This is a genomic window from Polaribacter sp. Asnod1-A03, assembly GCF_045063585.1.
Classification (GTDB): Bacteria; Bacteroidota; Bacteroidia; order Flavobacteriales; family Flavobacteriaceae; genus Polaribacter.
The window spans coordinates 2,038,263-2,059,334 of the sequence record NZ_JBEFOE010000009.1 but is presented as its reverse complement, the minus strand read 5'-3'; the positions used below and the strand labels follow the sequence as shown (position 1 = coordinate 2,059,334).

The window sequence follows — 21,072 nt, the reverse complement described above, 5'->3', positions numbered from 1 at the left end:
CAATTCAATTTTAGAGATTAAATGAGCATTCAAAACACCATAGAAACCAAAGTAAAAGAAGGTTTTTTAGCATTATACAATATAGAAATTCCATCTGTAGAGTTTCAGGCAACTAGAAAAGAATTTGAAGGAGATATTACGGTAGTTGTTTTCCCTTTATTAAGATATAAAAAAGGAAATCCTGTTGCTATTGGTGAAGATTTAGGAAAATATTTAGTAGAAAATATTACAGAAATCATCAATTATAATGTCGTAAAAGGATTTTTAAATTTAGTTGTAGATGATTCTTTCTACACAAATTTATTTAACTCTATATATTCAAACAATTCTTACGGTTTTGTTTTACCAAATACGGATGAAAAAGCCATTATGGTAGAATATTCATCACCAAACACAAACAAGCCGCTTCATTTAGGTCATGTACGTAATAATTTATTAGGGTATTCTGTTGCAGAAATTATAAAAGCTGCTGGTAAAAAAGTTTACAAAACACAAATTATTAACGACAGAGGAATTCATATTTGTAAATCTATGTTGGCTTGGGAGAAATTCGGAAACGGAGAAACTCCAGAATCTACAGGTTTAAAAGGTGATAAATTAGTTGGTAATTACTATGTAAAATTTGATCAAGAATACAAAAAAGAAATAGCTCAATTAATTACTGAAGGTAAAACGGAAGAAGAAGCTAAAAAAGAAGCCCCTTTATTTGTTGAAGCGCAACAAATGCTTTTAAAATGGGAAGCAGGAGATAAAGAAGTAGTTGCTCTTTGGGAAACTATGAATGCTTGGGTTTATGCAGGTTTTGATGTTACTTACAAAAACATGGGTGTAGATTTTGATAATCTATATTATGAAAGTAACACCTATTTATTAGGTAAAGATGTTGTTGCACAAGGTTTAGAAAAAGGTGTTTTCTATAAAAAAGAAGATGGTTCTGTTTGGTGTGATTTAACTGAAGATGGTTTGGATGAAAAAATTGTGTTACGTTCAGACGGAACTGCAGTTTATATGACACAAGATATTGGTACAGCAATTCAACGTGTAAAAGATTACGAAGATGTTGGTGGAATGGTTTATACCGTTGGTAATGAACAAGATTACCACTTTCAAGTATTGTTCTTAATCTTAAAGAAATTAGGATTTGATTGGGCAAAACAACTACATCATTTAAGCTACGGAATGGTAGATTTACCTTCTGGAAAAATGAAATCTAGAGAAGGAACGGTTGTAGATGCTGATGATTTAATGGTAGAAATGACAGATACTGCCAGAACAATTTCTGAAGAGTTAGGGAAATTAGATGGTTATTCTGAAGAAGAAAAAGAAGAATTATACAAAACAATTGGTTTAGGAGCTTTAAAATACTTTATCTTAAAAGTAGATCCTAAAAAAAGAATTTTGTTCGACCCAAAATCTTCTGTAGACTTTCAAGGAAATACCGGTCCATTTATTCAATATACTTATGCTAGAATTCAATCGATTATTAGAAAAGCAGATTTTGATTACTCACAACCTGTAACGATTGAATTGCACGAAAAAGAAAAAGAATTATTAAAACAATTAGAGCTATACCCAGAAACAGTGCAACAAGCAGCTGCCAATTACTCGCCTGCCGTTATTGCAAATTATACATATGATTTGGTAAAAGAGTTCAATTCTTTTTATCAAAACGTATCTATTTTAGGAGAAGAAAATCAAGATAAAAAAGTGTTTAGAGTTCAGTTGGCTAAAAAGGTTGCTGATACTATAAAATCTGCTTTTTTACTATTAGGAATTCAGGTTCCTGAGAGAATGTAAATTAGTTAAAATTGCATTGTTTATAAGCGTAAAAGTTAGTAAATTAGCGTGCGTTAGGGATTGTAGTGGCATCCTTTTTATAATGCTGCTTTTTCATTGTAAAAAGATATAACGAAAAGCCCGTTAAAACGCCCAAAAAATTAAAAAAAATAGAAAAGTTAAATATACAATTATGAAATACGACATCATTATTATTGGAAGTGGACCTGGAGGTTATGTAACAGGGATTAGAGCTTCTCAATTAGGCTTTAAAGTTGCCATTGTAGAAAAAGAAAACTTAGGTGGAATTTGCTTAAACTGGGGATGTATCCCAACAAAAGCATTATTAAAATCTGCACAAGTTTATGATTACTTAAAGCATGTTGATGAATATGGTTTAAAAGCAGAAGCAATTGATAAAGATTTTGATGCCGTTATTAAAAGAAGTCGTGGTGTAGCAGACGGAATGAGCAAAGGTGTTGCTTTTTTAATGAAGAAAAACAAAATTGATATTATTGACGGTTTTGGTAAAATTAAAACTGGTAAAAAAGTAGACGTAACTGCTGCAGATGGTACAGTAACAGAATATTCTGCTACAAATATTATTATTGCAACTGGTGCGCGTTCTAGAGAATTACCAAACTTACCTCAAGATGGTAAAAAAGTAATTGGTTACAGACAAGCAATGAGCTTACCAACACAACCAAAATCTATGATTGTTGTAGGTTCTGGAGCAATTGGTGTAGAATTTGCACATTTTTATAACTCAATGGGAACAGAAGTTACTATTGTAGAATATATGCCAAATTTAGTACCTGTAGAAGATATTGATGTTTCTAAACAATTTGAACGTTCAGTTAAAAAATCTGGAATTAAAGTAATGACAAATTCTTCTGTAGAGTCTGTAGATACTTCTGGTGAAGGTGTTGTTGCAACTGTAAAAACTAAAAAAGGAGAAGAAACTTTAACTGCTGATATTTTATTATCTGCTGTTGGTATTAAATCTAACATAGAAAACATTGGTTTAGAAGATGTAGGTATTATTGTTGATAGAGATAAAATCTTAGTAAACGATTTTTACCAAACTAATATACCTGGTTATTATGCTATTGGTGATGTTGTACCTGGACAAGCTTTAGCACACGTTGCTTCTGCAGAAGGAATTACTTGTGTTGAAAAATTAGCAGGTTTACATACAGAAAAAATCGATTACGGTAACGTACCAGGTTGTACATATGCAACTCCAGAGATTGCATCTGTAGGTTTAACTGAAGCTAAAGCTAAAGAAGCTGGTTACGAATTAAAAGTTGGTAAATTTCCTTTTTCTGCATCTGGTAAAGCTAAAGCTGCAGGAACTCCTGATGGTTTTGTAAAAGTAATTTTTGATGCTAAATACGGAGAGTGGTTAGGTTGCCATATGATTGGTGCTGGTGTTACTGATATGATTGCAGAAGCCGTTTTAGGACGTAAATTAGAAACTACTGGACATGAAGTATTAAAAGCAATTCACCCTCACCCAACAATGAGTGAAGCGGTTATGGAAGCTGTTGCTGATGCTTATGATGAAGTAATTCATTTATAAAAAAATAGTTGTGCCATTGCTAGTATATACTAAGGAGGCTTAACTACAAAAACGATACATTTATCGAAAACCGAAGCAAATTGCTTCGGTTTTTTTGTATATTTAAAATATTAATAATAAAATAAAAAATTAGAATGAAAGCAAAATATCAAGGAGTTTTAGAATTAGGAGAAGCATTAGCAATAGAAAATGGAGATGTAAAAGAAGAGAATGGAGTTTTATATGTTAACGGTACTGCAAAAACTCAATATGAAAAAAACCTTATTTGGGATAAAATTAAAGAAATTGGAGGTGAAGAGCCAACAGATATTAAAGCAGACATTAAAGTTGCAGACACTTCTATTTATGCAAAACACACGGTTGTAAGCGGAGAGACTTTAGGCAAAATTGCAAAACAATACTATGGTAATGCAATGAAATATCCTGTAATTTTTGAAGCTAACACAGATATCTTAAGCAACCCAGATGTTATTAAAGTTGGACAAGAATTAGTGATTCCTAATTTATAAGAAGACTTTATCATAATAAATTAGTAATATAAAAAAAGAAGAAGTTAAACACTTCTTCTTTTTTTATATTAAATAAGGAAATATATTTTACTCTTTGTAAACTCCCATATCACAATATTTATCCATTCTTTGTGATACTAAATCTACTTCTGTTAATTCTTTTAATTCAGAAAAAGCAGTTAAAATTTGTTCTTCTACAGCTTTAAATGCTCCTTCTCTATCTGAATGAGCACCACCAACTGGTTCTTGAATAATACCATCAATTAACTTCAATTTTTTCATATCATCTCCTGTTAATTTTAATGCATCTGCGGCTTGTTCTTTAAAATCCCAACTTCTCCATAAAATAGAAGAACAAGATTCAGGAGAAATAACTGTATACCAAGTATTCTCCATCATATACACCTTATCTCCTACTCCAATACCTACAGCTCCTCCTGAAGCTCCTTCACCAATAATAATTGTTATAATCGGTGTTTTTAAACGTGTCATTTCTAGAATATTTCTAGCAATAGCTTCACCTTGTCCTCTTTCTTCTGCTTCTAAACCAGGATATGCACCAGGAGTATCAACAAAAGTAACAACAGGTATTCCAAACTTTTCTGCCATTTTCATTAGGCGTAAAGCTTTTCTATAGCCTTCTGGATTTGCCATTCCAAAATTTCTATATTGACGCGTTTTAGTGTTGTAACCTTTTTGTTGACCAATAAACATAAATGATTGGTCTCCAATTTTACCTAAACCACCAATCATGGCTTTGTCGTCTTTTACATTTCTATCACCATGAAGTTCCATAAAAGTATCTCCACAAATAGCTTTAATGTAATCTAAAGTATAAGGTCTGTTTGGGTGTCTAGATAATTGAACTCTTTGCCAAGGTGTTAAGTTCTTATAAATATCTTTTCTAGATTTTTCTAATTTCTTTTCAATTTTTTTGCAAGTAGCACTTACATCTACATCACTTTCTTTTCCAATAATCTGGCATTTATCTAACTGATCTAAAAGCTCTTTTATTGGCATTTCGAAATCTAAATATTCCATATTGTAGTTAATTGAGTTTAGTTCTTTGTAAAAGCAAACATACTATAAATTAATTGTTTTTTTTAAAGAAATTACTTTTTTACGATAGTTTTTCTTTTAATTACACTTTTTAAGGCTGTTTTATTTTTAATAACTCCATTTAACAAGACTACAAATAATACAATAAAAGCACCTAAATAGAAAACTGGAGTCATTTTTTCTTTTTCTCCAAAAATAAATAAGGCTAAAATAATTGCATAAATTGGCTCTAAATTAACCGTTAGCATTATAGTAAATGGAGATAAATGTTTCATTATTCTAACCGATACCACAAAAGCGTAAGCTGTACAGATACTACTTAAAATGATTAAATAAATCCAATCTGATGGTGGTAATGAGAAAAAAGATACAGTAAAATTATTGGTAAAAATAAAATATACTGTTATAAAAAATACCCCAAATAATAATTGATAAAATGATATTTTACTTGCCGAATAATTTTTAACAAAGAGTCCGTTAAGCACAGAGAATAATGCACTTAAAAAAGAAGCTATAAGCGCATATACAATTCCTAGTTTGTATTGACTTTCAAAATTAAAAATGATATACAACCCAAGTATAACAACAAAACCAAGTATTATTTCTAACGAATTAATTTTTCTTTTAAAAAAAACAGGTTCTATTAACGCGGTAAAAAAAGCTCCTGTACTCATTGTTACCAAAGCAACCGAAACATTAGATACTTTTATGGCTTTAAAGAAGAAAACCCAATGTAAAGCAATAATAATTCCTGTTATTAAAAACCTGATTAACGCTTTAGTATCAACTTTAAAAGACTTCTTTTTATAAATAAAGTAAATTAATATAAATAATACTGCTAATAACATTCTGTACCAAACTAACGGTACAGAATCTATACTAATTAAGGCACCTAAAATAGCTGTAAACCCCCAAATAAAAACAATTAGATGAAGTAGTAAATAGTTTTTAAACCTATTTTCTTGCATTTATATATAAGTATATGGCTAAGCAACCAAAAACAATATTAGGAATCCAGACGTAAACAAGTGAGTTAACACCAGCTACACCACCAAGAACTTCTGCAATCTTCATTAAAAACACATACAGAAACATAATACCAATACCGATTGCTAAATTAACACCTGTACCTCCTCTTCTTTTTCTAAAAGCCAAAGCAACGGCTATTATAGTTAAAATATAAGAAGCTATTGGCATACTCGTTCTTTTATGAAGCTCTACTAAATACGCATTTAAGTTTTTAACGCCTCTATTTTTAGAGAGTTCAATAAAATTAAGTAGTTGATCTGAAGGCATTTCTTGTGCTAATGCCGATTTATATATTAAATCTTTAGGAGTAAAATTAAAAACGGTATCAATCTTACTACCTGAAAAAATACTATCCCTATCATTATATATAATACGTTTTCTCCAATTACTTAAAGTAAAAGTAGAATCTTTTGTATTGTAACTTAATCTATTAGACATTAATTTAGATTTCAATTTTAATCCATCATAAACTTCTGAAGTAAAATCATAACCAGAATTAGACTGTGTATTATAATTCCTGATAAAAATATAAGTGCTATCTGTTAATTGTAGACTAAACTCTTTTACATATTTTAATTCATTTTTTTGTCTACTACTATTAACATACTCCCTTTCAAACTGTTTTCTTTCTGTACTACTATTAGGCACCACAAAATGGTTCATAAAAAGAGATACAATTGTAATTAATGTAGCTCCTATAAAGTATGGATATAAAAACCTAGTAAATGAAACTTTTGCATTTGTAATAGCTATAATTTCTGTGTTACTAGATAGCTTAGATGTAAAAAAAATAACAGCTATAAATAACGCCAAAGGCATAAAAGTATTGGCATAATAAATTATAAAATTTATATAATACTCATCTACAACTTGATAAAAACTTAAATCTGCGTGCTCTAAAAAATTATCTATTTTTTCTGCTATATCAATGGCAATAGCAATAGGTATTAAGATTAATAAGGTAAATATAAAAGTTACCAAAAATCGTTTTAATATGTACCAATCAATTATTTTCAAAAGTCTTGTTTAAATATGTTTACAAACGATTATCCATTTGTTTTACCATCTTGTCTTTCCATTCTCTAAAATCTCCTGCTAATATATGCTTTCTTGCTTCACGTGTTAACCAAACATAAAATCCTAAGTTATGAATAGAAGCAATCTGTTTACCTAACATTTCTTTTGCTGCAAATAAATGACGTAAATATGCTTTAGAATACATGGTATCTACCCAAGTAATCCCCATATCATCAATCGGAGAAAAATCTTCTGCCCACTTTTTATTTTTAATATTGATAGAACCATGTGCCGTAAACAACATTCCGTTTCTAGCGTTTCTTGTTGGCATTACACAATCAAACATATCAATCCCCAAAGCAATGTTTTCTAAAATGTTAATTGGCGTACCAACACCCATTAAATAACGTGGTTTTTCTTCGGGCAAAATTTCTGTTACAACTTCTGTCATTGCATACATTTCTTCTGCCGGCTCACCTACAGATAGGCCTCCAATTGCATTTGCTTGCTGACCAGAATTTGCTATATATTCTGCAGACTGTTTACGCAAATCTTTATAAGTACTACCTTGTACAATTGGCATAAAAGTTTGCTCAAAACCATATTTATAAGGTAATTTATCTAAATGATTGATACATCTATCTAACCAACGATGCGTCATATGCATAGATCTTTTAGCATAATTATAATCACAAGGATACGGCGTACATTCATCAAAAGCCATAATAATATCCGCACCAATTGTACGTTGGGTTTCCATTACGTTTTCTGGCGTAAAAAAATGCATAGAACCATCAATATGACTCTTAAACTTTACACCTTCTTCGTTAATTTTTCTTCTTCCAGATAAAGAATAAACCTGGTAACCTCCAGAATCTGTTAAGATATTTCTATCCCAATTCATAAATTTATGCAAACCACCTGCTTTTTCCAAAATATCTAAACCTGGACGTAAGTATAAATGATAAGTATTTCCTAAAATAATATCAGGATTTATTTCGTTTTTTAATTCTGTTTGATGTACTCCTTTTACGGTTCCAACAGTTCCCACAGGCATAAAAATAGGTGTTTCTATTTCTCCATGATCAGTAGTTATTACTCCTGCTCTTGCCTTACTTTTTGGGTCGGTAATTTTTAAGTCGAATTTCATTGGCTGCAAAGATAGTATTATTTAAGAACTGTATAATAATTAGCTTCTTAATTAAAAATTAAAAAATTAGATAGCTTTTTGTTGGCAAAAAAATGCGTTAAGGATTGCAATGGATATCCTTTTTTGAGGCACGAAAAAAAGATTGTAATGAAGAACCTGACCTGAAAGGTAACGCCCAATAAAAAATTATCTTCTTTTCTTTTTTGATGAAAAACTAGAATTATTTCTTTTGTTTTTTGGTGATGATTTTCTGAAAGAAGCACTTTTTCTGTTAAAATCGTTTTTTGTAGGGGCTTGTTTTCTTTTTGGTTTTTGAGCTTTTGGTTTTTCTTTAACCACAGATGCTTCTTCCGTTTTTGAAGAAGTTGAAATCATTTTATTGATTTCTTTCATTTCCTCTTCGGTTAATTCGCGCCAATCTCCAGTTTGTAAATATCCTAACTCAACATTCATTATTCGTGTACGTTTTAACTTAGTTACTTCGTAGTCTAAATACTCGCACATTCTACGAATTTGACGATTTAAACCTTGTGTTAAAACGATTTTAAAAATCTTATCGCTAATTTTTTCTACCAAACAATTTTTAGTAACTGTACCCAAAATAGGAATTCCACTTCCCATTTTTTGGATAAAATCTTCTGTTATCGATTTATTTACAGAAACAAAATATTCTTTTTCGTGATTGTTACCAGCTCGTAGAATTTTGTTTACAATATCTCCGTCATTAGTTAAAAAAATTAATCCTTCTGATGGTTTATCTAAACGACCTATAGGGAATAATCTTTCTGGATAATTAATGTGTTTTATGATATTATTTGGCTCTCTATCATCTGTTGTTGAAACAATACCAACAGGTTTATTTAAGGCTAAATAAAGTGTCTTATTTTTTGGTTCAACAGGTCTACCGTCTAATTTTACAACATCCTTTTTACCTACTCTATTACCTAATTGAGTAGGTTTACCATTAATTGTAACACGACCTTCGTTAATAAATCTTTCTGCTTCTCTACGCGAGCAAATACCAGAAGAACTTATATACTTATTAAGGTTTATAGATTGTTGATTGTTATTATCCAAAGAAAAAATATTTTAGACAAAAGTAAGTATAAGATAGAAACCTTTTAGTATAAAGGTGTAATTAATCAATTACTCTTTGTTTAAACCAATTACCTACAAAATTTAGGTTTACAGTAATCTTATGAAAATTTTCTTCAATTAAATTCTTCTCTAAAGTTCCTTCTCTACCATATGAGTAAGAAATATTAACATAATCGCTACTATTTCTTTTTAATGGCAAACCTAAACCAGCAGAAACAAAGTAACTGTCTATTTTCTGACTAGATATTTGTAAGAATCCTGTATTATAATTTAAACCAAATCTGTATTTTATATTTGAAGAGTATTTAAATTTATTTTTTGACGGAAGATATTCTACCCCAAATGCATAAATTGATTGATCTACATAAGACTCATTATTTTGTTGATCATTTAAATCATTCCAAAGTACTTTTTTATAATCTAAACTAGTTGTAAACTTTTTATCTATTAAAGTTGTAATACCAACTCCATAAGAAAGAGGTAAATCAAAATTATCTAAATCATATTCAACTTCATTTTCTATAATCGCAGAAGAACCAGAACTTAATGTCTTATAAGATGTTCTTGTTTGATTACCTGATAACGATGTTGGTAGCTCTACAGTAGCACCAATTGTAGTTTGTAATGTTTTAAACTCTGGTAACTTATATTGTAAACCTGTTTTAAACTTTATACCTCTATAATTATTTTGGTCGCTAATTGATACGTAAGAACCTGTAAACACTTGTCTTTCTTGATCTATAGATCCAAATAAGAAAGAAACATCTACCCCTAAAGATAAATCTTTAATAACCTTAAAACCAGAAGATATATAAAATTTATTCAATCCTCCTTCTCCTGTAATTCTCGTATAAAAAGTGTCCGTAGAGCCTTCAATAGCGTCTTCTACATCAATATTATAACCGGTTTTAGTATAAGGTAATATACCAACACCTATTGCCCAAGATTTTCTTATAGGAAAAGCAAGTGCAATGTGAGAAATGTTTCCATTTGTACTAGACTCACTAGTTCCATTTGTTTGTAATGTTGTAGATGTACCATTTAAACCAAATTCATATAAAAATGATTCTTGTAAAACATTCCCTAAACTTGCAGGGTTAAATAAATTTATTTCAAAAGGACTAGAGCTAGCAATACCTGTGTTACCTAAACCTGTTAAACCTGCTGATGCTGTTTTATTCTCTACACCTAAACCAAACAATGAATAAGGTGTATTTGTATTATTTTGTCCGAATAAAACGTTTACTGAAGCGACTAGTAATATTATTATTATTTTCTTATACATTTTAATAATTTAAATATTTAACTGATAATTTTACTCTGTCATCCGAACTTAAATCATTCTCTATAATTAAATTATTTGTTATGTTAGAATAATCATCATATTGAATCATTAGAGCATAATTTAAATTAACATCTGTAAATAAAATTTGTTCTACAAGACCACTTACATCTACTGTATAAAAAGTATTTTGATGTAATTCATCATCATCATCCTCCGTACTTAAAAAAGCACTACTTGTGTTACCATCTACATCTGTAAGTAAACCGATAACTCTATTTTTATGGTCTACAATATAAACTGATAATGTTGTTGGTAACGGATTGTTATCATCATAACTTCCTTTTAAAGGAGTAAAAGTTAAATCGGCACTTAAAGTAGTTCCGTTTTCAGCTAATTCTAATAGTTTTTTAATTGCAGGTATTTCTATTCTAGCACAAACACCAGATCCTCCTTGTGCAAAGATTAAGTTCTCTGTATCTTCACTTAACTTAATCTCTTCTTCATCTTCAAATTCTCCTAAGAGTGAAGTAGATGAATCTAAAGCTACTTGATTAAACTGTTTTGCCGCATCAAGTATTACAAAGTCTTTGTAGTAATCGTTATTTTCATCATCATCATCTTTAACTGTATAATACAATCTTAAATTAGAGTTACCACTTGCACTTTCTGTTGTAGATGCGTTAAAACCTAAAATATGATTACTTGCTGTGTCGTCTGGTATAATTGCTAATCCTTTAAAAAATTGTAAAAAATCATCAGAATTATTAATATCATTATCTACAATCTTATCAAAAATTTCTTGACCTAAAGCATCGTCTATTTTAATAGACACAGAATCTGTAGCTCTATTAGGTCTTGGTGTAAAACTAACTGCTCCTAAAGGTTGAGAATCATAACTCAACGAAGATGTATTATAAAAACTAGTTCCTTCTTCTGGTTCTACAGTTTCTGTAATTCTATGTACATTGTAAGTTTGTAATTTTGTAGTATCTCCGTAATAATAAGAATCATAATTAAGCACCATTACAATAGAATCATAAATAGCTTCATTATCAATATCAAAAGAAGAAGAACCAACTTGTAAAAAAGTTTTTGCTGTAAGTTTCCCTATTTTATCATCTTCTACATTACCTAATAAAATTCTACTTGTGCTAGAAGTTACTAAAGAATCTAATTTAAAAGTACCTGTTTTTATTGAAAATGTATCTATTACTCTAACTTGTATTTCACTTTCTATAAAATCATTTCCCACCTCATAAGTAGTATCATCTGTAGCACAAGCTGCCATAAAAACAATACTAATAACACCAATAATAAAATACCTCATTTTACTTTTTCAAGCAAAAATATCAGGGGCATCATCATAAGAAACCATAAAATATATAAACAACACTATTTTATAGACTTATGACTAAAAAACACCTCTAAACCTAACAATTAACACCTTTTAAGGAAATTAACATCTAATTTACATGTTTATCTATAAAATACACTCGTTTGTCTATTTTATACTGTTATCAATATAATAGATTTTAGGTTTGCTAAATAATAAAGAAATGTATAAAATAAATATAATGAGAAAAACAAATTTGATGCAAAAGAGTCGTGTACTATTTATAGTAGCATTAATGTCTCTATTTTTTGTAAGTTGTAATGGAGATGATGATGATGATGAGTATGGAAACTGGGTAGAAAGCTCTGCTTTTGACGGTGATTCTAGAGCGAACTCTGTATCTTTTACAATTGGTACAAAAGGTTATTTAGTAACTGGTTATGATGGTGATGATTATTTATCTGATACATGGGAATATAATTCTGAAGGAGATTACTGGATTAGTAAAGCTGATTTCCCAGGAACACCTAGAAGTTCTGCCGTTGGTTTTTCTATTGATGGAAAAGGTTATTTAGGTACTGGTTATGATGGTGATGATGAATTAACAGATTTTTGGGAATATGACCCAACAACAGATACTTGGACTCAAAAAGCAGATTTTGGAGGATCAGCAAGATATGGTGCTATAGGTTTTTCTATTGGTAGCGATGGATACATTGGTACTGGATATGATGGAAGTGAGCAAAAAGATTTTTGGAAATATAATGTTGCTTCTGATACTTGGGAACAGTCTGTAGGTTTTGGAGGACAAAAACGTCAAGATGCTTCTGTTTTTAAAATTGGTGAAGTTGCTTACATTGGTTTAGGTATTAATAATGGTGCATACGAAGAAGATTTTTATTCTTTTGACGGTACAAACTGGACAAGATTAACTGACTTAGATGATGATGATGATGATGATGATGATTTTGAAATTCTTTTAAGTAGTGGTGTTGCTTTTTCTTTAGATGGATTAGGTTATGTAACTACTGGTGTTTCTGGATCTATTACTACTGAAACTTGGGTTTATTACCCTAGTACAGATACTTGGGATGAGTTGCCAGTATTTGAAGGTTCTGCAAGACAAGATGCTAATGCATTTGTTTTTGATACTAAAGCATTTGTTTTAATGGGTAGAAGTGGTAGTTATTATTTTGATGACGTTTGGGAGTTTAGACCAGATGAATTAGAAAATGAAGATGATTAATCTTTAAGAGATTAACCCTATAATATTTAATAGGCTAAAAATTAACGTACATGTAGTATCTTAATTTTAGCCTATTTTTTTTTGTGAAAATTAAATAAGCTTTTGTAAAACTTTTAAACACCTAACTTATAACTTTGCAATACACTAACAATGATTGAATTGAATATTTATAATAAAAAATCTTCTGTTTTAATTATACATATGCTTTTATGGATAATTATTTTTGCAATTAGTGCATCGCAAATTTATCTTAAGATAGGTATAATACCTAATGATTATTTTTTTAGGTTTAGTATTTTCTTAATCGCATTTTATTTAAACTATTACATTTTTGTTCCTAAAATTCTTCTTAAAAAACAGTTTCTTTATTATATAATTACCGCAATTCTTTCTAGTATTTTATTTATTTTTTTAATTGAATTTACAATTCCAAAACCACCCGATCAGCATTTTCAAAATAACATAGCTCATAATTTTGATAATGGTTATTCTATCTATAAATCTTTTCCAACATTAATTTTATTACTTTTATTTTTTACCTTAAGTACCAGTATTAAATTAGGTTTTGAGTGGTATAAATCTGAAAAAGAAAAAGTTTTAATAGAAACCCAAAAAGCAAGCTCAGAACTATCTTTTTTAAAAGCACAGTTAAACCCTCATTTTTTATTCAATACTTTAAACAGTATTTATGCTTTAGCTAATAAAAAATCAGAAAACACAACTTTATCCATTGTTACTCTATCTGAGTTGATGCGTTACACAATTTATGAAGCTAGTGAAAATAAAGTTTCTTTAAAAAAGGAAGTAGAGCATATTAAAAATTACATTTCATTACAACTACTTCGTCTTAAAGATTCTAGTGGAGTAAAGCTAAATATACATGGTAACTTAAATTATAAAATAGAACCCTTATTACTAATTTCTTTTATAGAAAATGCTTTTAAATATGGAACCGATTTTAAAGGCAAAACAAATATTATAATTAAAATTACTGTTAAAGACGAAGAACTACATTTATACGTTTATAATACATCTACTAAACACAAAACAAAGAGCGAAAATTCTGGTATTGGTTTGGTCAATATAAAAAACAGGTTAAATATACTTTATCCGAATTCTCATGATTTAAATATTTTAAACGAGAAAAATTCTTACATTGTAAATTTAATTATCAAACTAAAAAGTAATACCAAATGAGATGTATAATTATAGACGATGAACCCCTTGCTCTAGAAATTTTAGAAGATTTTATTTCTAAAACACCTTTTTTAGAGTTAGTTGCAAGTTGTTCTAATGGCTTTGAAGCTACATCTGTATTGCAAGAAAAAAATATAGATTTAATTTTTACAGACATAGAAATGCCAGATTTTTCTGGTATTGATATTATTAAATCTCTAGATAATAAACCTATGTTTATTTTTACCACTGCATATTCTCATTATGCTGTAGAAGGTTTTAATTTAAACGCTATTGATTATCTTGTAAAACCAATTCCTTTTCATCGATTTTTAAAAGCGGCTACAAGAGCACAAAATTTTTTAAAATTAAAAATAGAAGAAGAAACACCTGCTACTATTCAAGAAAAAGCAAACGATTTTATTTTTGTAAAGTCTGAATATGAGAATTTAAAAATAAATTTAGATGATATTAGATATATAGAATCTTTAAAAGATTATATCAAAATATATACAGGTAAAGAAAAACCTATTTTAACACTAAGTAGCCTTAAAAGTTTTGAAGAAAAATTAGGGAAACTAAATTTTATAAGAGTTCATAAATCTTTTATAGTTTCTTTAAAACACATTTATTCTGTACAAAGAAATAGAATTATTATCGAAGATAAATGGATACCAATTGGGTTAAATTATAGAGATGATTTTATCAAAAAAATTGATAACTAATTTACAACTCTATACTTCTAAAAGTTAAATTTATTCTCGGTGAATTTACTTTTTTAGTTGGTGGTAATCTATGTAACCAATGAGTTTGTGTTCCTTTTTTCATTACCAATAAACTACCTTTTTCTAAGACAATATCTATACGTTTTTTACTTTCTTTATGTTTAAAAGAAAACTTACGTTCTGCTCCTAAAGACAAAGATGCGATTGCTCCATCTTTCTTTAACATTTTTTCTCCGTCAGAATGATAAGCCATTCCTTCATCACCAGAATGGTATAGATTTAATAAGCACGAATTGTATGTTTCTCCACTTTCCTCCTCTATTAATTTTTTTAACTCTAATAATTCTTGAGTAAAAATATTTGCCGTTTTTGTTACCTTAGAATAGGTATAAGAAAATTCTGATTCTCCATACCAAGCAACTTTTCTTTTTGTAATGATTTTTTTACCAAAAATAATGGCTTCATCATTTTTAAATTGAATCGTTTCCATTAACCTTTTATAATAAAAACTACATTGATCCTTATCTAAAATGACTCCATGATAATTTGTAATTCCATCGAATGGTAAAATATTTTTTATAACTTCTGAAGAAAATAAATCCATTAAATAAAAATACAAATTAATTATAATTCAAAAATATTTTTGAGGATATAAATATTAATCGTAATATTGCAATGTATTAATATAAGAACAAATTATGGGATTAGCCAAAACTGAAATATTTACAGATCAACAAAACAAAATAGCCTTGTTTGCCAAAGTTTTTGGGCATCCTGCAAGGGTTGCAATTTTGCAACAACTCTTTAAAATAAACACTTGCTATTGCGGAGATTTAGTGAATGAAATAGGTTTAGCACAACCCACTATTTCTCAACATTTAAAAGAGCTTAAAAATTTAGGTTTGGTAAAAGGTAGTGTGGAAGGAACGAGTGTTTGTTATTGTATTGATGCAAAAAATTGGACTGCAATGAAAGCTGTTATGGCAGAGTTTTTAGACCAAGATATCACAACATCAGATAATTGCTGTAAAAATTGATTTATAAAAAACTTATTAAAATAAAATATTAAAATTATGAAATTATCAGAAGTAAAATTAGCTTTAAAAGAACTAGATACTATTGGTTTTCAATTACCAAACGGAACATTAGTTCCTAATCACTTCCACGTTACAGAAGTTGGTAAAATAACAAAACATTTTATTGATTGTGGCGGAACCGTAAGAAATGAAGAAGTTGTAAACTTTCAGCTTTGGAATGCAAATGATTACGACCACAGATTACACCCAGAAAAATTAGTAAGCATTATAGAGCTTTCTGAAAAAGTATTAGGTATAGAAGATTTAGAAATAGAAGTTGAATATCAAGCAGAAACTATAGGAAAATTTGGTCTTGATTTTGACGGAACAAACTTTCTTTTAACAACAAAACAAACAGACTGTTTAGCACAAGATCAATGTGGCATTCCTGCTGAAAAACCAAAGTTAAAAATGGTAAAAGTAAGCAACGGATCTTGTACACCTGGAGGAGGTTGTTGCTAATTAAAATGTTTTAAAATAAAAAAAATGGTTACACAAGAAACAATGTTATATCCTAAAATAGTAGAATTAATTAATGGTTTACAACCAGAAACTATTTCTATAGAACGTAAAGCAGTTTTAAATCCGCTTACAGAATTTATTCAATCTAAAATTGACGAAAATAAACAAATTAGAATCAATTTTATTTGCACACATAATTCTCGTAGAAGTCACTTATCTCAGATTTGGGCACAAACAATGGCAAATTACTTTAACGTAAAAAATGTAACTTGTTATTCTGGCGGTACAGAAGCAACGGCACTTTTTCCTATCGTTGCAGAAACATTACAAGAATCTGGTTTTGATATAAAAACAATTTCCGAAGGAAACAATCCTGTTTATACAATTAAGTATTCCGATAACGAACACCCTATAATTGGTTTTTCTAAAAAATTAACGGATGATTTTAATCCAAAATCTGAATTTGCTGCAATTATGACTTGCTCTCAAGCAGATGGAGGCTGCCCTTTTATTGCTGGTGCAGAGAAAAGAATTCCGATTACTTTTGAAGATCCAAAAGCTTTTGATAACACACCACAACAAGCAGAAAAATACCACGAAAGAAGTATACAAATTGCAACAGAATTATTTTACATATTTTCTCAAATAAATTTATAAAATGGCAGCAAAAAAATTAAGCTTTCTAGATAAAAATTTAACTCTTTGGATATTTGTAGCAATGGCTATTGGGGTTTCCATTGGTTATTTTGCACCTACTTTTCCAGATTTTGTAAACTCTTTAAGTAGTGGTACAACAAATATTCCCATTGCTATTGGTTTAATATTAATGATGTATCCACCATTGGCAAAGGTTAATTATGCATTATTACCAAAAGTTTTTAAAAACACAAAAATCCTTTCTATTTCTTTGCTTTTAAATTGGATAATTGGTCCGGTTTTAATGTTTTTTTTAGCCATTACATTTTTAAGAGATTACCCAGAGTATATGGTTGGGCTAATTTTAATTGGTTTAGCTAGATGTATTGCAATGGTTTTAGTATGGAATGATCTTGCTGAAGGAAGTAGTGAATATGGAGCAGGTTTGGTTGCTTTAAATAGTATTTTTCAAGTATTTGCATATAGCTTTTATGCCTGGTTATTTATTACCATTTTACCTCCTTATTTTGGGTTTGAAAGTGCAATCGTAGATATTTCTATTGGTACAATTGCAGAAAGTGTTGCTATTTATTTAGGTATTCCTTTTGCTCTAGGTATTTTAAGTCGTCTTATTTTGGTACCTTTAAAAGGTGAGGAATGGTATACGAAAAAGTTTATCCCAACAATTTCTCCAATCACACTAATTGCTTTATTATTTACAATTGTAGTGATGTTTTCTTTAAAAGGAGAATTAATTGTAGAAATACCAATGGATGTTTTAATTATTGCAGTACCGTTATTAGTTTACTTTACTTTAATGTTTATTATCGGTTTCTTTTTTACCAAAGCAACTGGTGCAGAATATGATAAAACAGCTGCAGTTGCCTTTACGGCAGCAGGTAATAATTTTGAACTAGCTATTGCCGTTGCTATTGCTGTTTTCGGTTTAAATTCTGGACAAGCATTTGCAGGTGTAATTGGACCATTAGTAGAAGTACCTGCTTTAATTTTACTAGTAAAAGTTTCTTTCTGGTTAAAAAATAAATATTTTAATACCTCTAAAACAGTTACAAAATGAAATTAGCTTTCTTTTCTGACATTCATGCAAACTTACCTGCGCTAGAAGCCTTTTTTAAAGATGTAGACTCAGAAAATGTAGACACTATTTATTGTTTAGGAGATTTGGTTGGATACAATGTTTGGCCAAATGAGGTGGTTGATGAAATTCGTAAAAGAGGAATTACGACTATTATGGGAAATCATGATGAAAACCTTTTAAAACCAATTATTAATGAAACAACACCTTCTAATAAAGGATTAACAAGAACAATGGTTAGTGATGAAAATAGAGAATATTTAATCAACTTACCAAGACATCTAAAATTATCTTTTGTAAACAACAATAAAACATTTAATCTTTTATTAACTCACGGTAGTGTAAAAGCAATTAACGATTATATGGATGTCGATTATCCAGAAAACGAAGTATTAAGTATGATGGAATCTGAAGAAGTTGATGTTTTATTGTGCGGACATACACACAAACCTTTCCATAGAATAATAAAAAATGGTGATGTTTTTAGTCATGTGGTTAACATTGGTTCTGTAGGAAAACCCAAAGATGGAGACCCAAGAATTTGTTATGCTATTTTAGAATTGAATCAATCTACAATTCCAACCAATCCAGAAGCTATAAAAGTGACTTTTAAAAGAGCTGAATATGATGTTGAAAAAGCAGCAAAAGCTGTGGAAGAAAGTAAATTTGATAGTAATTATGCAGATGCTTTAAGACTCGCTAAATAAAAATACTTCAATTTATTACTTAAAAAAGTCAAGATTTCTCTTGACTTTTTTTTTGTTATGTAACATTTATCACATTTTAACACAAAAACCAATCGTAAATTTACGATGTAAAATATGAAAAGAAATTTAGAACAAATAGAATATAAGAAAGATACAGAAGCTTTGGCCAAATTTGCTAAGGCATTGTCGCATCCAACAAGAATTGCTATTCTAAAATATTTAGAGAATCAGTCTTGTTGTTTTACTGGTGATTTGGTAGAAGTTTTCCCTTTGGCACAATCTACAATTTCTCAACACCTAAAAGAGTTAAAAAATGTTGGTCTAATTCAAGGAGAATTAAAACCACCAAAAATAAAGTATTGCATCAATCAAAAAAACTGGAACATTGCAAAATCATTATTTCAACATTTTTTTGATTGATATTTTTTTTAATAATCATATCGCTTATTTGCGATAAACAAATTTAAATATTATGAGTAAAGTAATTAAAGTTTTAGGTACAGGTTGTCCAAAATGTCAATCTATGACAGGTGTTGTAAAAGAAGTCATCACAGAAAACAACATTGATGCAAGTATAGAAAAAATAGAAGATATTATAGAGATTATGAAATATAATGTAATGTCTACTCCTGCTCTAGTTATAGATGATGTTATTACAATTAAAGGGAGAATTCCTTCTAAAAAAGAAGTTTTAGAACTTTTAAATTAAAAAATTATGAATTATAATATCAATGCGTCTTCCATAGCGAAGCAAGATGCAGCGATTCTTATAAAAAAATCTGAAATAGATTTTGGAACCACTGTAAAAACTACCGACTCATTACCAAATCCGGCAGAATTATTTTTAGGTTCTTTTGCATCTTGTATCTTAAAAAATGTAGAACGTTTTTCTAATTTGATGAAGTTCAGTTATACAAAAGCTACTATTGATGTAAATTCAACACGTTTAGAAAACCCTCCTAGAATGGAGAATTTAATTTACAATTTAACGATTTATACAAATGACAAAAAATTAAATATAGCATTACTAAAAAAGAATATTGAAAAGCACGGAACTATATATAACACCATAAAACTGTCTTGTAATATTTCTGGAACCATAAAAATGATACAACATGTTTGATTGGATTCAGAAAATTGCAGACTGGTTTGTTTTTGATATTTTAAATTTAACAAAGGAACAACATTTAGCAGAAGCTTTAAACTTTTTTATTTACGACACTACAAAAATCTTAATACTTCTTTTTGTAATTATATTTTTTATGGGCATTGTAAATAGCTATTTCCCTATAGATAAAGTAAAAAATTATTTATCAAGAAATAAATTATATGGTTTAGAATATTTAATGGCAAGTCTTTTTGGGGTTGTAACTCCTTTTTGCTCTTGTTCTTCTGTTCCTTTATTTATTGGTTTTGTAAGAGGTGGAATTCCTTTAGGAGTAACTTTTGCCTTTTTGATAACATCACCTTTAGTAAACGAAGTTGCTATTGGACTTTTTATTGGCTTATTTGGAGTTAAAACCACTCTTATTTATGTAATCAGCGGTATTCTGTTAGGTACAATTTCTGGCATTATTCTTCAAAAATTAAAATTAGAACGATTTTTAACTCCTTGGGTAAAAGATATTTTAGCAAATGCACAAAAAGAACAAGATGCATTTATTACAGATAAACTAACATTAAAACAACGTTTACCTATTATTTGGGATGAAGTTATAACTATTTTAAAAGGTATTATTCCTTACGTTGTTATAGGTATTGCCATTGGTGGATTAATGCACGGTTATATACCCGAAGGATTTTTTGAACAATACATGGCCAAAGACAATCTATTTGCGGTACCAATTGCAACTATTTTAGCCGTACCAATGTATTCTAATGCATCCGGAATATTACCAATTGCACAAGTATTAGTAGCCAAAGGAATTCCGTTAGGTACTGCAATTGCCTTTATGATGGGAGTTGTAGGTTTGTCTTTACCAGAAGCTATGTTACTAAAAAAAGTAATGTCTTTAAAATTGATAGCCATCTTTTTTGGAGTAGTAACACTCTGCATTATTTTTTCTGGATATTTATTTAATATCTTGTTATAAACTATAAATCATATAAA

At 29.2% G+C, this 21,072-nt stretch carries 23 protein-coding genes; 15 read left to right on the top strand and 8 right to left on the bottom strand.

Features of this window, described 5'->3' with window-relative positions:
- The first annotated feature begins 21 nt into the window (after positions 1 to 21).
- The 3 genes from argS to ACJJVY_RS09545 all read left to right on the top strand — a co-directional run bounded on the left by argS (position 22) and on the right by ACJJVY_RS09545 (position 3,867).
- Positions 22 to 1,797 (top strand): arginine--tRNA ligase, encoded by a 1,776-nt coding sequence (gene argS / locus ACJJVY_RS09555; RefSeq protein ID WP_405607421.1) that lies wholly within the window; start codon positions 22 to 24, stop codon positions 1,795 to 1,797.
- Between the two features lie 172 nt (positions 1,798 to 1,969).
- Entirely contained in the window at positions 1,970 to 3,358 is a 1,389-nt protein-coding gene (lpdA, locus tag ACJJVY_RS09550; RefSeq protein ID WP_405607418.1) for a dihydrolipoyl dehydrogenase, read from the top strand.
- A 134-nt stretch (positions 3,359 to 3,492) separates the two neighbouring features.
- Positions 3,493 to 3,867 (top strand): LysM peptidoglycan-binding domain-containing protein, encoded by a 375-nt coding sequence (locus tag ACJJVY_RS09545; protein ID WP_405607415.1) that lies wholly within the window; start codon positions 3,493 to 3,495, stop codon positions 3,865 to 3,867.
- Between the two features lie 87 nt (positions 3,868 to 3,954).
- Here the strand turns inward: ACJJVY_RS09545 and ACJJVY_RS09540 are convergent, their stop codons facing one another.
- The 7 genes from ACJJVY_RS09540 to ACJJVY_RS09510 all read right to left on the bottom strand — a co-directional run bounded on the left by ACJJVY_RS09540 (position 3,955) and on the right by ACJJVY_RS09510 (position 11,832).
- The gene (locus ACJJVY_RS09540; protein WP_405607412.1) at positions 3,955 to 4,908 is read right to left on the bottom strand and encodes an acetyl-CoA carboxylase carboxyltransferase subunit alpha; all 954 of its coding nucleotides are present in this window, start codon (positions 4,906 to 4,908) and stop codon (positions 3,955 to 3,957) included.
- Positions 4,909 to 4,979: 71 nt separating this feature from the next.
- The gene (locus ACJJVY_RS09535; RefSeq protein ID WP_405607409.1) at positions 4,980 to 5,894 is read right to left on the bottom strand and encodes a DMT family transporter; all 915 of its coding nucleotides are present in this window, start codon (positions 5,892 to 5,894) and stop codon (positions 4,980 to 4,982) included.
- Complete coding sequence (locus tag ACJJVY_RS09530) at positions 5,881 to 6,972, bottom strand: LptF/LptG family permease (protein ID WP_405607406.1); 1,092 nt, start codon at positions 6,970 to 6,972, stop codon at positions 5,881 to 5,883. The genes ACJJVY_RS09535 and ACJJVY_RS09530 overlap by 14 nt, the downstream gene beginning before the upstream one ends.
- Positions 6,973 to 6,991: 19 nt before the next feature.
- Entirely contained in the window at positions 6,992 to 8,122 is a 1,131-nt protein-coding gene (tgt, locus tag ACJJVY_RS09525; RefSeq protein ID WP_405607403.1) for a tRNA guanosine(34) transglycosylase Tgt, read from the bottom strand.
- Positions 8,123 to 8,308: 186 nt separating this feature from the next.
- On the bottom strand, positions 8,309 to 9,199 hold the full coding sequence (gene rluF, locus ACJJVY_RS09520; protein WP_405607400.1) for a 23S rRNA pseudouridine(2604) synthase RluF: 891 nt from the start codon (positions 9,197 to 9,199) through the stop codon (positions 8,309 to 8,311).
- A 61-nt stretch (positions 9,200 to 9,260) separates the two neighbouring features.
- Positions 9,261 to 10,505 carry an OmpP1/FadL family transporter gene (locus tag ACJJVY_RS09515; protein WP_405607397.1) on the bottom strand — a complete coding sequence of 415 codons (1,245 nt, stop codon included), beginning with the start codon at positions 10,503 to 10,505 and terminating at the stop codon, positions 9,261 to 9,263.
- Position 10,506: 1 nt separating this feature from the next.
- On the bottom strand, positions 10,507 to 11,832 hold the full coding sequence (locus ACJJVY_RS09510) for a DUF4270 family protein (RefSeq protein WP_405607394.1): 1,326 nt from the start codon (positions 11,830 to 11,832) through the stop codon (positions 10,507 to 10,509).
- Between the two features lie 247 nt (positions 11,833 to 12,079).
- On the opposite strand from ACJJVY_RS09510, the gene ACJJVY_RS09505 reads away from it, so the two are divergent.
- The 3 genes from ACJJVY_RS09505 (at position 12,080) to ACJJVY_RS09495 (ending at position 14,985) form a co-directional block, all read left to right on the top strand.
- Positions 12,080 to 13,084, top strand: a complete 1,005-nt coding sequence (locus ACJJVY_RS09505; RefSeq protein WP_405607391.1) for a Kelch repeat-containing protein — start codon at positions 12,080 to 12,082, stop codon at positions 13,082 to 13,084.
- A gap of 150 nt (positions 13,085 to 13,234) precedes the next feature.
- Complete coding sequence (locus ACJJVY_RS09500; protein ID WP_405607388.1) at positions 13,235 to 14,281, top strand: sensor histidine kinase; 1,047 nt, start codon at positions 13,235 to 13,237, stop codon at positions 14,279 to 14,281.
- Positions 14,278 to 14,985 (top strand): LytR/AlgR family response regulator transcription factor, encoded by a 708-nt coding sequence (locus ACJJVY_RS09495; protein ID WP_405607385.1) that lies wholly within the window; start codon positions 14,278 to 14,280, stop codon positions 14,983 to 14,985. The genes ACJJVY_RS09500 and ACJJVY_RS09495 overlap by 4 nt, the downstream gene beginning before the upstream one ends.
- Before the next feature lies 1 nt (position 14,986).
- Here ACJJVY_RS09495 and ACJJVY_RS09490 read toward each other — a convergent pair whose 3' ends face one another.
- Entirely contained in the window at positions 14,987 to 15,589 is a 603-nt protein-coding gene (locus tag ACJJVY_RS09490) for an alpha-ketoglutarate-dependent dioxygenase AlkB family protein (protein WP_405607382.1), read from the bottom strand.
- Positions 15,590 to 15,683: 94 nt separating this feature from the next.
- Here ACJJVY_RS09490 and ACJJVY_RS09485 point away from each other — a divergent pair, with 94 nt between their 5' ends.
- From ACJJVY_RS09485 to ACJJVY_RS09445, 9 genes are all read left to right on the top strand, one after another.
- Positions 15,684 to 16,022, top strand: coding sequence for an ArsR/SmtB family transcription factor (locus ACJJVY_RS09485; RefSeq protein WP_405607379.1), 339 nt, complete (start codon positions 15,684 to 15,686; stop codon positions 16,020 to 16,022).
- A gap of 36 nt (positions 16,023 to 16,058) precedes the next feature.
- A complete protein-coding gene (locus tag ACJJVY_RS09480) occupies positions 16,059 to 16,523 on the top strand; it encodes a DUF6428 family protein (RefSeq protein WP_405607376.1) in 465 nt (154 codons plus the stop codon).
- A gap of 24 nt (positions 16,524 to 16,547) precedes the next feature.
- Positions 16,548 to 17,180 (top strand): low molecular weight phosphatase family protein, encoded by a 633-nt coding sequence (locus ACJJVY_RS09475; protein WP_405607373.1) that lies wholly within the window; start codon positions 16,548 to 16,550, stop codon positions 17,178 to 17,180.
- 1 nt (position 17,181) lies between these two features.
- Positions 17,182 to 18,237, top strand: a complete 1,056-nt coding sequence (gene arsB / locus ACJJVY_RS09470; RefSeq protein WP_405607370.1) for an ACR3 family arsenite efflux transporter — start codon at positions 17,182 to 17,184, stop codon at positions 18,235 to 18,237.
- Positions 18,234 to 18,962: a metallophosphoesterase family protein gene (locus tag ACJJVY_RS09465; RefSeq protein ID WP_405607367.1), complete on the top strand. Its 729-nt coding sequence runs from the start codon at positions 18,234 to 18,236 to the stop codon at positions 18,960 to 18,962. The genes arsB and ACJJVY_RS09465 overlap by 4 nt, the downstream gene beginning before the upstream one ends.
- 114 nt (positions 18,963 to 19,076) lie before the next feature.
- Complete coding sequence (locus ACJJVY_RS09460; RefSeq protein WP_405607364.1) at positions 19,077 to 19,382, top strand: ArsR/SmtB family transcription factor; 306 nt, start codon at positions 19,077 to 19,079, stop codon at positions 19,380 to 19,382.
- A gap of 52 nt (positions 19,383 to 19,434) precedes the next feature.
- On the top strand, positions 19,435 to 19,671 hold the full coding sequence (locus ACJJVY_RS09455; RefSeq protein WP_405607361.1) for a thioredoxin family protein: 237 nt from the start codon (positions 19,435 to 19,437) through the stop codon (positions 19,669 to 19,671).
- Positions 19,672 to 19,677: 6 nt separating this feature from the next.
- Positions 19,678 to 20,085, top strand: a complete 408-nt coding sequence (locus ACJJVY_RS09450) for an OsmC family protein (RefSeq protein ID WP_405607358.1) — start codon at positions 19,678 to 19,680, stop codon at positions 20,083 to 20,085.
- Positions 20,078 to 21,055, top strand: coding sequence for a permease (locus tag ACJJVY_RS09445; protein WP_405607355.1), 978 nt, complete (start codon positions 20,078 to 20,080; stop codon positions 21,053 to 21,055). The genes ACJJVY_RS09450 and ACJJVY_RS09445 overlap by 8 nt, the downstream gene beginning before the upstream one ends.
- Positions 21,056 to 21,072 lie beyond the last annotated feature (17 nt).

What these genes read in the sequence shown, in the direction of transcription:
- argS (WP_405607421.1), top strand. Translation starts at nt 22, where the DNA reads ATGAGCATTCAAAACACCATAGAAACCAAAGTAAAAGAAGGTTTTTTA.
- lpdA (WP_405607418.1), top strand. Translation starts at nt 1,970, where the DNA reads ATGAAATACGACATCATTATTATTGGAAGTGGACCTGGAGGTTATGTA.
- ACJJVY_RS09545 (WP_405607415.1), top strand. Translation starts at nt 3,493, where the DNA reads ATGAAAGCAAAATATCAAGGAGTTTTAGAATTAGGAGAAGCATTAGCA.
- ACJJVY_RS09540 (WP_405607412.1), bottom strand. Translation starts at nt 4,908, where the DNA reads ATGGAATATTTAGATTTCGAAATGCCAATAAAAGAGCTTTTAGATCAG.
- ACJJVY_RS09535 (WP_405607409.1), bottom strand. Translation starts at nt 5,894, where the DNA reads ATGCAAGAAAATAGGTTTAAAAACTATTTACTACTTCATCTAATTGTT.
- tgt (WP_405607403.1), bottom strand. Translation starts at nt 8,122, where the DNA reads ATGAAATTCGACTTAAAAATTACCGACCCAAAAAGTAAGGCAAGAGCA.
- ACJJVY_RS09515 (WP_405607397.1), bottom strand. Translation starts at nt 10,505, where the DNA reads ATGTATAAGAAAATAATAATAATATTACTAGTCGCTTCAGTAAACGTT.
- ACJJVY_RS09510 (WP_405607394.1), bottom strand. Translation starts at nt 11,832, where the DNA reads ATGAGGTATTTTATTATTGGTGTTATTAGTATTGTTTTTATGGCAGCT.
- ACJJVY_RS09505 (WP_405607391.1), top strand. Translation starts at nt 12,080, where the DNA reads ATGAGAAAAACAAATTTGATGCAAAAGAGTCGTGTACTATTTATAGTA.
- ACJJVY_RS09500 (WP_405607388.1), top strand. Translation starts at nt 13,235, where the DNA reads ATGATTGAATTGAATATTTATAATAAAAAATCTTCTGTTTTAATTATA.
- ACJJVY_RS09495 (WP_405607385.1), top strand. Translation starts at nt 14,278, where the DNA reads ATGAGATGTATAATTATAGACGATGAACCCCTTGCTCTAGAAATTTTA.
- ACJJVY_RS09490 (WP_405607382.1), bottom strand. Translation starts at nt 15,589, where the DNA reads ATGGATTTATTTTCTTCAGAAGTTATAAAAAATATTTTACCATTCGAT.
- ACJJVY_RS09485 (WP_405607379.1), top strand. Translation starts at nt 15,684, where the DNA reads ATGGGATTAGCCAAAACTGAAATATTTACAGATCAACAAAACAAAATA.
- ACJJVY_RS09480 (WP_405607376.1), top strand. Translation starts at nt 16,059, where the DNA reads ATGAAATTATCAGAAGTAAAATTAGCTTTAAAAGAACTAGATACTATT.
- ACJJVY_RS09475 (WP_405607373.1), top strand. Translation starts at nt 16,548, where the DNA reads ATGGTTACACAAGAAACAATGTTATATCCTAAAATAGTAGAATTAATT.
- arsB (WP_405607370.1), top strand. Translation starts at nt 17,182, where the DNA reads ATGGCAGCAAAAAAATTAAGCTTTCTAGATAAAAATTTAACTCTTTGG.
- ACJJVY_RS09465 (WP_405607367.1), top strand. Translation starts at nt 18,234, where the DNA reads ATGAAATTAGCTTTCTTTTCTGACATTCATGCAAACTTACCTGCGCTA.
- ACJJVY_RS09460 (WP_405607364.1), top strand. Translation starts at nt 19,077, where the DNA reads ATGAAAAGAAATTTAGAACAAATAGAATATAAGAAAGATACAGAAGCT.
- ACJJVY_RS09455 (WP_405607361.1), top strand. Translation starts at nt 19,435, where the DNA reads ATGAGTAAAGTAATTAAAGTTTTAGGTACAGGTTGTCCAAAATGTCAA.
- ACJJVY_RS09450 (WP_405607358.1), top strand. Translation starts at nt 19,678, where the DNA reads ATGAATTATAATATCAATGCGTCTTCCATAGCGAAGCAAGATGCAGCG.
- ACJJVY_RS09445 (WP_405607355.1), top strand. Translation starts at nt 20,078, where the DNA reads ATGTTTGATTGGATTCAGAAAATTGCAGACTGGTTTGTTTTTGATATT.